This window comes from Corynebacterium sp. Marseille-P4611, from assembly GCF_916618765.1.
Classification (GTDB): Bacteria; Actinomycetota; Actinomycetes; order Mycobacteriales; family Mycobacteriaceae; genus Corynebacterium; species Corynebacterium marquesiae.
Window position 1 is genome coordinate 2,348,283 of record NZ_CAKAKD010000001.1, and the last position, 12,315, is coordinate 2,360,597.

The window sequence follows — 12,315 nt, forward strand, 5'->3', positions numbered from 1 at the left end:
AATGCGCCGACGCCTCCCCGCTTTCCTCGCCCTCGCCTCCACCGCCCTTGCCACAGCAGGGCTGGTGGGGTGCTCGTCCGAGGGGGCATCGCCAAGCGGATGCTCCCCTGTTGATAGTGCCGCGGTGCGCGAGGCCCTGCCGGATTCGCTCGGTGAAGCTAAGCTCGACCCCCAGTCAGCTGAAAACGATGATCATTCCTTTTCCGCGCTCTACCGCGCAGAGGATAAAGAGCAGGTCAGCCTGCTGGGGACGAAGTATGAGGCCGAGGGCGCACCTGTTTGCCCCGATGACCCCAATGAGGCAGCGCAGCGCTACCTAGAGCTACTGCACGACGATCTCGATGCCAAAAACGCCGCCCAGCAGCGCCCCGCCAATGACTACTCCCCCTTCGAATTCACCTCCGCTGACCGGCACTTTTATTGCAGCGCTTGGCCGGTGAAGGATTCGGTATCTACCACCTGCGTGACCACCGTGGGCGATGTGGCGCTGAACTACTACCTCCACCGTGATGGCCGCGACTCCGCAGCCGAGCAACAACGCATGGAAGACATCGGCGCGGAGCTCGCCCCCGCCCTGCAGGACCTGGACTAGTCCGGGCTCACCACATCGTGGTCGAGGCCCTGCCCGCGCCGGCGCCTTTCCGCCCGGCGCTTTTGCGGCCCGATGGTAGTCTCCGGATTCTTCACTGCTTGTAGACCCGCGTTGAGCACGCCAAAACGCGTGCACGCCGAGCCTGCCAGGAGCGATATCCCCGCAGCCACAGAGACTGCCCGCGACTTCGTCACCGCAGCCACTGCACTACCGACACCACCGGCCGCGATGAAGTATTCCGAGGCCTTCATCAGCGTGCCTGGCTTTCCCTCGTGCAGAGCCTCGCGCGGTTCTGGCTCCATGCCTTCCTCAAGCACCTTGGTCGCTGCCAGATCGCTGGCCGCCGCGGCCATACCCAACACACGGGCCGGTCCCGCGTGCTCGACCGGAGTGGTCACCATAGCCAGGCCTGACGACGCCGCACCCGCCGAGGAAACGAAAACATACGGCAGGTGCTTTTTCATGTCATTCCACACCGGGTTCGAGGTATTGGACAGCAATACCGCGGTATAGCCCGCTAGCGGGCCGCCAAGCACGCCCGTGACCGCGCCCGCCGGCCCGGCCGACTTCTTAAGCACCGTACGCACAAACTTCGGCAGCGGCAGCTTGTGGCCAGTCGCCGCATCTACTTCCGCGGCGGCAGGCAGCGCAGCCGCGCTGGCAAAGCCCGACAAAATCCACGAGCCCATGGACATTGGCGAGGTCACCTTGAAGACGCGGAACATGTTCAATGCGCGTTCCGGGCGGCCCAAATCCAGAATCAAAAAGACCGATCCCACGGCCGCCGCGCCAAAGGCAGAAAGGCGCGTGGTACGACGCAGCGGCGCATTGCCCACGGCCTGTGCGCCAGCGGCCAAGAGCCCCGAGCCACCGCTCACGCCGCCCAAGAAGAGGTAGGCGCCGATAGGCCATTCCCACGGCGGGGCCTTGACCACTGGTCGGCCATAGTAAGACGAGAACTCGAAGTCCTGCGCCATGCGCTCCTCTTTGGAGCCGTCCTGCGCACCCGCGCCTGGACGCTTCCGCTTCTTCTTCGGCTTCGTACCGTCGAACTTCCGGTAGCGATTGCGGCGCTCCGGCTGCGGTGGACGGTATTCATCAAAGTTGTTCATTTGCGTCCCCCAATCAGGAAGGAACCGGCCACGGCCAACGCCATGCCGCCGATAGCCTTGGCTGCGGTCTTATACATCTGCGGCAAATCGGCCGTCGGCACGCGCGGATCCGGCGGCAAACCGTAGACCTCAGGTGAATCCAAAAGCAGGAAGATGGAGCCGGTTCCGCCCACACCATCGTCCTGGTTGGCACCGTAAAGGCGGGCCTCAGTAAGGCCTTGCTCGTGCAATACGCGCACGCGTTCCTTGGCTGCGGCCACCATCTCCTCGTACGGGCCGAACTGAATGGAATCAGTAGGACAGGTCTTAGAACATGCTGGCTGTTCGCCCTGCTTCAGGCGGTCGTAGCACATAGTGCACTTCTGGGCCACGCCCAAGTTCTTGATCGGCATCGCCTCGCCCGGCGTATGGTCCGGGCCCTGCGGGGCAAGCTGCTTAAGCTTTTTCAACACGTTCACGCCGGCATGGGAATTATCCACGTAGTCCACCGTGGCCGTCTTGTCATACTTCAGCGCCACACCGCCGTCATCGCGGCGCTCGATGACGCCAAACGGGCAGCCGGCCACGCAAGTGCCGCAGCCATTGCACACATCATCCTGGACCACCACAGTGCCAAACTCGGTGCGGAACAGCGCGCCCGTAGGACACACGTCCAAGCAACCCGCATGCGTGCAGTGCTTACACACATCCGAGGACATGAGCCACCGGAACGTATCCGTATCCGGCGGGGTGGTATCAACCTCTGGGTCCTGCGCCCCTACCGAAGGCATGCCCAAGGAAATGAGATTCTTTCCCTCCTCGCGGGCCTGCTCGATGCGGTCATTGTTTTGCTCCACAAAGGCCACGTGCCGCCAGGTATTTGCACCCAGTGCGCCGGTGTTGTCATAGGAATCACCCGTGACGTCATAGCCTTCTACCGGGTTGCGGTTCCACTCCTTACACGCCACCTCGCAGGCCTTACACCCGATACACACGGAAGTGTCGGTGAAAAAGGCCATGCGGCGGTACTTGTCATAGCCGTGCCGGCTCGCGTTTTCGGTCAGAAGATTTGTCATTTACTTACCTTCTTCGCTTTCCTCGCCCTTCTCGCCGTGCTCATCCGCGTTCGCGGGCTGCTGCGGCTCTGGGTTATAGGTGAAGGAATCATCCACGGTGAGCAGATCATTACCGGAATCCAGGTTCAGGTGCGCGCGCTTCTGATACTCCTTGAGCATCTCTACACGGGCTTCACCGCGCGGGCGACGCCCCGGCTGGATATCGCAAGCGCCGATCTTGGAATTCTGGATGAATACGTTCGGCTCCAACGTAAGGCCCAGCAGATCATTGGCGCCATCGCCTGCAACGGCCGTGGAATCGGACTCGCCGTAGTGATACGGCAAACCGATCTGGTGGAACTCCTCACCATTGATCTTCATCATTTGCATACGGTCAGTGACCAAGACCTGTGCCTCAATGACGCCACGCGGCGAGATGATCGTGGCCCACTTGCCGTTTTCCAAGCCACGCTTTTCTGCCAAGGCCTTATCGACCTCGCAGAAAAGGCCCGGCTGCAACTCCGCCAGGTACGGCAGGCGGCGCGACATCGCACCCGAGGTATACATCTCGGTGAGGCGATAGGTGGAAAAGACAAACGGGAACACCTCCGAACCCGGCTCACCAGGTTCTGGGCGCGACAGGTTGTCTGGGCGCTTAATGGTCAGGCGCGTCGGCGATTGCTGTTGCTTGTACAGCACGTTGTGCACCGGGGACTCGTGCGGCTCATAGTGGGTGGGCAATGGGCCGTCGGAAAGCCCGGTCGGCGCAAAGAGCCAACCGCGACCATCCGCCTGCATGATGAAGGCATCGGTGCCGTCGAGGGCATCCGGGCCCACGGCGTCGATCGGAGCCTTGTAGTTCGGGGACTTGGTAGCCGGGAAGTCCGGCACGTCATCGCCAACCCATTTACCTTGGTCAGCGTCCCACCACACATACTTCTTGCGCTCCGACCACGGAGTGCCGTCCGGCTTCGCCGAAGCACGGTTGTATAGCAGGCGGCGGTTGGCCGGCCATACCCAACCCCACTCGGGAGCTACCTCGTTTTGCTCCGACCCCGGAACCTTGCGCGCGGAATGATTAATGCCGTCCTTAAACACGCCGGTGTAGATCCAGCAACCACCGGAGGTACTGCCATCGTTCTTCATCTCCACGAAGGCAGGCAAAAGCTCGCCCTTTTTCGGGCCCTCTAGGTAGTAGCCGTTGATCTCCTTGAGGACGTCCTCAGAATTCGGCTCACCTTCCTCGGTTTCCACATAGTCCCACGTGACCTTTTGCAAAGGCAGATCTCGTGGATCGGTGGAATCGCGCAGGCGCTCCTTGATCTTTTTGCCCAGTTGGTAGAAGAACCACAGGTCACTTTTCGCATCGCCTGGCGGCGGTGCTGCCTGGAAACGCCATTGCAGCATGCGCTGCGTCTGGGTAAAGGTTCCCGCCTTTTCCACGTGGGTGGCCGCCGGCATCAAGAAGACCTCAGTGCCGATGTCTTCGGTCTTAAGCTCGCCGTTTTTAATCTCCGGCGAATCCTTCCAGAAGGAGGCGGTCTCAATCTCCTGGAAATCGCGTACGACCAGCCACTTCAGCGCCGCCAAGCCGCGGCGCTGCATACCGCCGTTGGACTGCGCCACGGCCGGGTTCTGGCCAAAGACAAAGTAGCCTTCCACCTGCTCATCCAGCATGGCCATGAGCGTTTCATAGGTCGAATGCGCACCAGAAATGCGCGGCATGAGGTCATAGCCCCATCCGTTGTCCTTGGTGGCTGCATCGCCCCAGTAGGACTTCATCAGCGAGACCGCATAGTTCTCACCGATCTGCCAAAAGCCCTTCTGCGACTCATTACGGATTCCATCAACGAACTCTGGCCAGCTTTGCTTGTCGACGCTCGGCATCGGCAAATATCCCGGCAAGGAGTGGAACAGAGTCGGGATATCGGTAGAACTCTGAATTGAGGCGTGGCCGCGCAGCGCCATAATGCCCGAACCTGGGCGACCCACATTGCCGGTGAGCAGCTGCAAGATGGCCGCGGTACGAATAAACTGCGCACCCAGAGTGTGCTGGGTAAAGCCCAACGCATAAGCAAAGCAGGTGGTGCGATCCGGCGTGGAATTCCGCGCGATCGACTCCGCTAGGTAATAGAAGTCCTCCTGCGCAATACCGCAGGTCTCCTCCACTACCTCAGGCGTATAGCGCGCGTAGTGCCGCTTGAGAATCTGGAAGACCGAATTCGGATGCTCTAGCGTCTCATCGCGTTCCACATTCCACGACGCACCCTCCGGCTTCTGCACGTATTGCCACGAATCCGTGACGTACTTACCGGTCTCTGGATCATAACCAGAGAACAGACCGTCCAGATCTTCGGTGTCCTGGTAGTCCTCCGAAATGATCATCGGCGCATTGGTATACGCCACCACGTAGTCATGGAAATACAGGTCATTGTCCAGCAGGTAGTTAATGACTGCGCCCAAAAGCACCACATCCGTACCGCCGCGAATGCCAATGTGGCGATTCGCAAAGGCAGACGTGCGCGTATAACGCGGATCCACGTGAATGATGCGGGCACCACGCTTCTTGGCTTCCACCACCCACTGGAACCCCACGGGATGGCACTCGGCCATATTAGAACCCTCAATGACGATGCAGTCCGCATTCGCCATATCCTGCAGCGGTTGGGTTGCGCCGCCGCGGCCAAACGAAGTTCCTAGACTAGGAACAGTGGCGGAGTGTCATATACGCGCCTGGTTCTCGAGCTGAATCGCACCAGCGGCGGTAAAAAGCTTCTTGATGAGGTAATTTTCCTCATTATCTAAGGTCGCACCGCCCAAACCGGCAATGCCCATCGTGCGGTTGAGCGTGCGACCTTCATCGTCCACATCCTGCCAACCGTTCCGGCGGGCTTCCAAGAAACGATCCGCAATCATCTCCATCGCGGTATCTTCATCAAGATCCTGCCACTCCGTCGAGTACGGCGCACGATACTTAATCTTGGTAAGGCGCGTAGCGGAGTTAATCAACTGCTCCGACGCAGATCCCTTCGGGCACAGGCGTCCACGAGAAATGGGCGAATCCGGATCGCCCTCCACCTGAATGACGCGGTCATCTTTGACATATACGCGCTGCGAGCAACCAACCGCGCAGTACGGGCACACCGACTGCACTACGCGGTCCGCTTCCACGGTGCGCCCATGCTTATCTTTACTCTTTTGAGACTGCGTATTGACGTCCCTTCCGAAGGGATCGCCACTGCGCAGCTGGCGCACAACCGGCCAGTTGAGAGGGCTAAAGCGAGACATGTCCTTTAATCTATATTTCACCGATTAAAAAAGCCACAAAGGCTACCCTAACTAGCTTGCACCGCCCAGAGTGCCCGCTTAATCCCCCCAACGATGTCCGCCAGCTCCATCATGGGCTTATCCGTTTTCTCCTGCTCTGTAATGAACGGGACGTGGACAAATCCTGCGCGCACCTTCGCCCCTGCGAAGTGATGCAAGAGACCATAGAGCAGCTGGTTACACACGAAAGTCCCGGCCGTATTCGACAACCGCGTCGGAATATCCTCCATTGCCGCAACCATTTCCTTTACCGGCAGCGTAGAGAAATATGCCGCCGGGCCGCCTTCCACAACCGGTACATCCACCGGCTGATAACCCGCATTATCAGGAATATCGGCATCCATAACGTTAATCGCGACCCGCTCTGGGGTGATATGGGCCCGCCCACCGGCCTGGCCCAAACATACAATTGCATCGACCGCCGAGCCCTCCGCCGCCTCAATCGCCCGACGCAGCGATTCCCCGAACTTCGTCGGGATCACCAGCTTGATGAGCTCCGCGTCTCCAATGCGATCCGGTAGTTGCTGAAGAGCTCGTTCCGTGGGGTTTATGCTCTCTCCGCCGAAGGCGTCGAATGCGGTTACGAGGATTTTCATGCTGCCAGTATTCCAGATCCCCGGGCCCTCCCCCCCCTTCGCGCTCACCGGCAGCACCTGAATGGCGCTTCCCCTAGTCTTGGTGAGCGGCAAGGATGTACGCCAGATTCTCCCCATTACGTTGTTAGCAGTTCCACCTCAGGGCGCCGAAGATTCATGGTCTGTCCACCCGATTGGGCGGGTTATGTTTATTTCCGTTCCCTCCGTCTGAAAAGACAGTGGAACTAGTCGCTGGCTTCGGTATGGCTTATTCCCGCCCCTGTCTGAAAATGATCCGGGGGGTGATGCCGCCGAAGACAGTGACATACTCGAACTGCTAATAGGAACCTGACCCAGCCCAGGTGGTATGAGGTCTCACAGTAATGTGGATGCCAGCGCAAGTATGTCCGACAACCCCAGCGATGAAGCTTAAATAGTCCAACTTCTAATTCATCGCTAGGAGGCACACACCCATGGCCTATGACTTCGTCATTGGCGTGGACGTCGGCAAATACTTCCACCACGCCTGCGTCCTCGACCCTCAAGGCAGGCAAGTCCTGTCCAAACGCATCAACCAGCATGAAAGCTCATTACGCAAGCTCTTCGGCCAATTCATCGCCGACAACGCTTCGGTCCTTGTCATTGTCGATCAGCCCAACAACATCGGCCGTTTAACCGTCACAGTCGCCCAAGACATGGGGGCAGACGTTCGCTATCTACCCGGGCTTGCGATGCGGCAGCTCTCTCGCATCCACGTCGGCAACTCCAAGACTGATGTGCGCGACGCCTACGTCATCGCCCATGCCGGTCTTAACCTTCCGGACGCCCTGCGCAGCGTCGACCGCGTTGAGGAAGTCTTTATCCAGTTGAAAGTTCTCAACGGTATCGACGAAGACCTCGCTCGGGCCTACACACGCCTGATTAACCAGATGCGATCCGCGCTCGTAGGAACCTATCCTGCCTTCGAACATGTCCTGCGCGGACAGATGATTCACCGAAAGTGGATTCTCCACCTACTTGCGAAATACGGTGGCCCCACCAAGATTCGACGCATCGGCAGAACACGCCTGGCAGCCTTTGCACGCAGCCACAAAGCGCGCAATCCTGAACCTGTCATCGATGCCATGCTTGCTGCCATCCACGCACAGACCGTGTCCATTGCTGGCGCAGAATACGCCGAACTAGGCGTAGCAATGTCCGCCAAAGATGCATTGGCCAAATTAGAGAATCGCAAGGAAATCGAAGCGCAGGTACTTAAGCTCATTCAGGATATTCCTCAAACCGAGATTCTTTTATCCATGCCCGGCATCGGCCCGCGTAGTGCGGCGCAGATCCTCATGACTGCTGGCGATATGTCCGACTTCCCCGATGCAGCGCACCTAGCGTCCTATGCAGGCCTATCACCGCGGACGAATCAGTCGGGAACGTCCATTATGTCGAGTTCGCCCAACCGGGCTGGCAACAAAAAATTAAAGAACGCCCTATGGCAATCGTCTTTTGCATCGATCAGATTCCACGAGCGTTCCCGGCAATTCTATGAACGAAAACGCAAAGAAGGCAAAAGACACAACGCCGCAGTCGTCGCACTCGCACGCCGACGCCTAAACGTTCTCTTCGCCATGATGCGAAGCGGCGAGCTCTACCGAGACATCTCTACAGTCCGGGAGGCCGCAGCAGCCTAGAACCAACAGAACCGCACCTCAAGCCGATTGAGCAGCAAGCCCAATCGGCTCCTCAAGATGCCCGAAAACAACATCCACAACGTGAAGCAGAAACCCTTCACACCCCCAACAAGCCCACCCGCGGAGTTGACAACCTATATAGGAACACCTCCCCTCACGCTCACCGGGAATGGTGGTCCAAGCACTCGGGAGCCTGCCCGTGAGCGCGAAGGACGAGGGCACCTAACCGATTTGTTGCTTGGTAGTGCAGTCGATCTTCGCGTATGAACGTCCATTCTTATCTACTGACGTCATGGCATAGTTCCCGCCATAAGCTCGGCACCCAGTGTAGTTATCGACGACCGGCTTCGGCTGAGGTGCGGGCTGCTGCTCGGGGGCTTTATAGTCAGCCACCTCGTCATGCGTTGGCTGCTCCGCTACCTCTACTTCCGGCGCGTCGTGCTCCTGCTGGCGAATCTCTTTTTGCCGCTGCTCTGCACGGCGGCGTTCTTCTTCCTGGCGCTCCTTCTCACGCTTCTCTTCCTCCCGCTCTTTCTCCTCCAATTTCTCGAGCTCTTCGCGGGTTTGTTTCTCCTTCCCCTCAAGGTCGCGTTCCTTCTTCGCGGCAATCTCCTTGGGAGCATCCGGATACGCTGCTTTCTGGAAGGTGCTTCGATCATCCTTGTGGCGAGTCAGAACCGCTAATCCGGCCTTCGCAGCTCCTGACTTGTCCAGTACATCCTCGTACCCTGCAATATCAGCTTCCCCGAAAGCTGCAAATGCTGCCGCCGCAGCTTCAGCGCCGCTAAGCGCCTCGGCCATGCCCTTATCGCTGGAAACCTTGCACTCATCCGAGACACCAAAGATCCCTTCGCCGGCCTCTTTAGGGCCGCGTTCGGAATTGTGCACTTCGTCGTAAAACTTGTCATTTCCGCCAAATACAACCGCCGTGGCCAGCCCTTCGGCCGCGATATCCGCGTTAATGAAGTCATCGTCAATAAAGACACCGGCAAGAGTGCGGCCATACTTGTCAGTCCGCTCGGAGTCATATTCCAACCGAACCTCCGTCCCCTTTGGCAGCCGTCCTTCCAAGTACTGCTTCGCTTCCTCCGCGAGGCACTCACTCGGTTCGCCGTTATGGCCGATTTCCGGCGTATCAATATTAAGTAGCCGAACGCGGGTATTTTCGCCGTCTATGTCGACGTCAATGGTGTCACCATCGATCACTCGATTGATCACCACAGTATCTTCGTCACCGCCGCCTAAAGCAACGGAAGCCACTGCGCCAACTGCGAAAATGCCAACGAGAGGTTTAACCCAGCCCATGAATGTTCCTCCTGAGAAAGATAAAGAGAGTAGCTACTTAAAGTTAGCAATGGGACACGCGTGGCAGCTCAAGCTCCCCTCCCTTCGCGCTCACCAGCACCATAAAGCCAGCGCAAATCCACCTTTCCGTGAGCGCGAAAGGTGAGGTTGCGGCCACGGCAAAGCACTCGCACTTTGTACCTACAGACGTAGAAGGAATAAGCTGAGCGATGTTGAAGTTGAACAGGACAGTATCTGGAAAATAGTCCGATCTGTCCATTTTTATTTTCAAAGGAATCTTTATGTCCCAACAAGAATCTTCGCACTCCAAGCTTCCCGGCTGGGCCACGGGATTCGGTGCTCAGGTCATCGCGGGCCTCATCATCGGCCTTATCCTGGGCTTCATTGCCTCCGGCATGGATACCGACCCAGATAACCCGGGCTGGTTAACCACCCTGCTCACGGGCGTCGGCAGCGCCTACGTCCAGCTGCTCAAGGTGATGATCCCGCCACTGATCTTCGCCGCTGTTGTTACCTCCGTCGCTAATCTGCGCAAGGTTGCCAACGCCGCGTCCCTGGCAATTTCCACGCTTGTATGGTTTGCCATCACCGCATTCTTCTCCGTCTTGACGGGCATCATCGTCGCCGTCGTGATGAAGCCGGGCATCGGCACGAGCATCGATGCTGCCACCGCGCAGGATCCTTCCCACGTCGGCTCGTGGACCGCGTTCTTTGAGCAGCTTCTGCCCCAGAACTTCATGGGCCTTACCGCCTCGCTTTCCGACGGCGAAGTATCCCTCAGCTTTGGTGCTCTCCAGCTCCTCGTTATCTCGCTGGCCATTGGTATCGCCGCCGTCAAGACCGGCAAGTCTGCTGAGCCTTTCCTGCGCTTTACCGAGTCCTTTCTGAAGGTCATTCAGGTCATCCTGTGGTGGATTATCCGCCTTGCCCCGATTGGCACCGCGGCCCTCATCGGTAAGGCCGTAGCTACCTACGGCTGGGATGCACTGGGCTCGCTGGGCAAGTTCGTCTTGGCCATGTACGTCGGCATGGGCCTGGTATTTGCCGTGGTCTACCCGGCAGTACTGAAATACAACAAGATCCCGGTCATCGGCTTCTTCAAGCGCGTGTGGCCCGTGACCTCCCTGGGCTTTGTCACCCGTTCTTCGATGGGCGTCATGCCAGCTACCGAGCGATTCAGTGAAAAGGCTATGGGCGTTCCATCCGAGTACGCTTCCTTTGCTATTCCGCTGGGCGCAACTACCAAGATGGATGGCTGCGCTTCCGTATACCCAGCCATCGCTGCCATCTTCGTCTCCCAGTTCTATGGCATCGACCTTGACTTCACCCAGTACCTGCTCATCATCTTCGTGTCCGTTATCGGTTCCGCCGCTACCGCAGGCACCACCGGCGCAACGGTAATGCTCACCCTGACGCTTTCTACGCTCGGCCTGCCACTGGCCGGTGTTGGTCTCCTGCTTGCCATCGAGCCAATCATTGACATGGGCCGTACCGCACTCAACGTCACCGGACAGGTGCTGTGCGCCACCATCGTGGCTAAGCGCGCCGGCATCCAGGACAAGGCAACCTGGGATGCTGCCGAGAACGGCGTCAAGCACATTATGGATTCTGACTCGGCCGAGACCATCGGAGTCAAGGCTTAAACCAGTCTCCTAAAAGGCAAAAGAAACGCCCGCAAGGTAATCCTTGCGGGCGTTTAGCTATGCGCTTTTACTTCTTGAGGCCGTCAACACCATCGGTGTCGATCTGCTCCTTGCGCAGCTCCTCAGTGTGAGTCTCGGTGTCGCGAACGGTGTCCTTCTTCAGGTTGATCTTCTCAACCGGAACGGTTTCCTTGTTCACGTTTACGCGCTCCTCGTGCAGGGTGACGGAAGCTTCCTCGGAGTCACCGGAGATAGCGCCGTTGTAGTTCTTGGCATCCTCAGCGTTGATCGGAGTGCGCTCGACGCGAACCTCTTCGCGCTCGACCGGAACCTCGACGCTCTCGGTGTCAGTCACAACGTACTTGCGCAGGCGAGCCTCACCGGTAGCCACGCGCTCCTTGTTGACGTTGAGCTGCTCCTCGGAACGGATGAGCTCGCCATCGTTGTTGGTGCGTGCAGCTGCAGCGTCATCAGCTACGCCAGCCTTGCGCTCGGTAGCAGCAGCGTCGGTGGTGTGGGTGTCTGCCTTCTTCTCGTCAGCATGTGCACCAGCAACGCCTGCACCAGCAGCGCCAGCACCAGCAGCGCCAGCACCTGCGGTCAGGTTGTGATCCTTGTCAGCGCCAGCCTGAACGTCGCGCTTGGAGTCAAGGTTGGAATCCTTGTAGTCGGTAACGTCGCGTGCGTTATCCAGACCGTAGTGCTTGAAGATATCGGACTGTGCCTCAGGGGTCAGCGGCTTATCAGAGTCGAAGTCCGGAGCATCCTTGATACGGTCCTTGGAGAAGCCCAGCTTCAGGTCATCGCCGGAGAAGTCGTGTCCACGCAGCGGAACCAGGCTGGAGTTCATGCCGAACAGGCCGTGGTTAACCTCAACGAAGGTAGGCTGGCCGGACTGGTCATCAACGAAAACCTCGTTAACGTCGCCCAGCTTCTCGCCGTTCTTGTCGTATGCGGTTGCGTTAAAGAGGTCCTTAATGTTCTTACCCATTGTCAGTAAATCCTTTCTGCTATTGGTATAGCTATCTTCAACCAAACAAAAGGA

At 58.4% G+C, this 12,315-nt stretch carries 9 protein-coding genes; 3 read left to right on the top strand and 6 right to left on the bottom strand.

The features are described from left to right. Position 1: 1 nt before the first annotated feature. Positions 2–592 carry a hypothetical protein gene (locus tag LG376_RS11210; protein WP_225747171.1) on the top strand — a complete coding sequence of 197 codons (591 nt, stop codon included), beginning with the start codon at positions 2–4 and terminating at the stop codon, positions 590–592. Here LG376_RS11210 and nrfD read toward each other — a convergent pair. The 4 genes from nrfD to pcp are packed head-to-tail and all read right to left on the bottom strand — an operon-like array spanning position 589 to position 6,661. Next, the gene (gene nrfD / locus LG376_RS11215) at positions 589–1,704 is read right to left on the bottom strand and encodes an NrfD/PsrC family molybdoenzyme membrane anchor subunit (RefSeq protein ID WP_225747172.1); all 1,116 of its coding nucleotides are present in this window, start codon (positions 1,702–1,704) and stop codon (positions 589–591) included. The two genes, LG376_RS11210 and nrfD, sit on opposite strands and share 4 nt — an antisense overlap. Then, positions 1,701–2,759 carry a 4Fe-4S dicluster domain-containing protein gene (locus LG376_RS11220; RefSeq protein WP_225747173.1) on the bottom strand — a complete coding sequence of 353 codons (1,059 nt, stop codon included), beginning with the start codon at positions 2,757–2,759 and terminating at the stop codon, positions 1,701–1,703. Before LG376_RS11220 ends, nrfD begins: the two co-directional genes overlap by 4 nt. After that, positions 2,760–6,026 carry a formate dehydrogenase-N subunit alpha gene (gene fdnG, locus LG376_RS11225; RefSeq protein ID WP_225747174.1) on the bottom strand — a complete coding sequence of 1,089 codons (3,267 nt, stop codon included), beginning with the start codon at positions 6,024–6,026 and terminating at the stop codon, positions 2,760–2,762. 47 nt (positions 6,027–6,073) lie between these two features. Continuing rightward, on the bottom strand, positions 6,074–6,661 hold the full coding sequence (pcp, locus tag LG376_RS11230) for a pyroglutamyl-peptidase I (RefSeq protein WP_225747175.1): 588 nt from the start codon (positions 6,659–6,661) through the stop codon (positions 6,074–6,076). Between the two features lie 452 nt (positions 6,662–7,113). Between pcp and LG376_RS11235 the strand changes: the two genes are divergently transcribed. Then, a complete protein-coding gene (locus LG376_RS11235) occupies positions 7,114–8,322 on the top strand; it encodes an IS110 family transposase (protein ID WP_225746082.1) in 1,209 nt (402 codons plus the stop codon). Between the two features lie 222 nt (positions 8,323–8,544). Here the strand turns inward: LG376_RS11235 and LG376_RS11240 are convergent, their stop codons facing one another. Further along, positions 8,545–9,627 (bottom strand): thermonuclease family protein, encoded by a 1,083-nt coding sequence (locus LG376_RS11240; RefSeq protein ID WP_225747176.1) that lies wholly within the window; start codon positions 9,625–9,627, stop codon positions 8,545–8,547. 281 nt (positions 9,628–9,908) lie between these two features. Here LG376_RS11240 and LG376_RS11245 point away from each other — a divergent pair, with 281 nt between their 5' ends. Then, positions 9,909–11,270, top strand: a complete 1,362-nt coding sequence (locus tag LG376_RS11245; protein WP_198492810.1) for a dicarboxylate/amino acid:cation symporter — start codon at positions 9,909–9,911, stop codon at positions 11,268–11,270. A gap of 67 nt (positions 11,271–11,337) precedes the next feature. Here the strand turns inward: LG376_RS11245 and LG376_RS11250 are convergent, their stop codons facing one another. Then, a complete protein-coding gene (locus tag LG376_RS11250; RefSeq protein WP_049378474.1) occupies positions 11,338–12,261 on the bottom strand; it encodes a PRC and DUF2382 domain-containing protein in 924 nt (307 codons plus the stop codon). Between the last annotated feature and the right edge of the window lie 54 nt (positions 12,262–12,315).

Excerpts from the sequence above, each read along its gene's own strand:
- nrfD (WP_225747172.1), bottom strand. The coding sequence starts at position 1,704 with ATGAACAACTTTGATGAATACCGTCCACCGCAGCCGGAGCGCCGCAAT.
- LG376_RS11220 (WP_225747173.1), bottom strand. The coding sequence starts at position 2,759 with ATGACAAATCTTCTGACCGAAAACGCGAGCCGGCACGGCTATGACAAG.
- LG376_RS11250 (WP_049378474.1), bottom strand. The coding sequence starts at position 12,261 with ATGGGTAAGAACATTAAGGACCTCTTTAACGCAACCGCATACGACAAG.
- LG376_RS11235 (WP_225746082.1), top strand. The coding sequence starts at position 7,114 with ATGGCCTATGACTTCGTCATTGGCGTGGACGTCGGCAAATACTTCCAC.
- pcp (WP_225747175.1), bottom strand. The coding sequence starts at position 6,661 with ATGAAAATCCTCGTAACCGCATTCGACGCCTTCGGCGGAGAGAGCATA.
- LG376_RS11240 (WP_225747176.1), bottom strand. The coding sequence starts at position 9,627 with ATGGGCTGGGTTAAACCTCTCGTTGGCATTTTCGCAGTTGGCGCAGTG.
- LG376_RS11245 (WP_198492810.1), top strand. The coding sequence starts at position 9,909 with ATGTCCCAACAAGAATCTTCGCACTCCAAGCTTCCCGGCTGGGCCACG.
- LG376_RS11210 (WP_225747171.1), top strand. The coding sequence starts at position 2 with ATGCGCCGACGCCTCCCCGCTTTCCTCGCCCTCGCCTCCACCGCCCTT.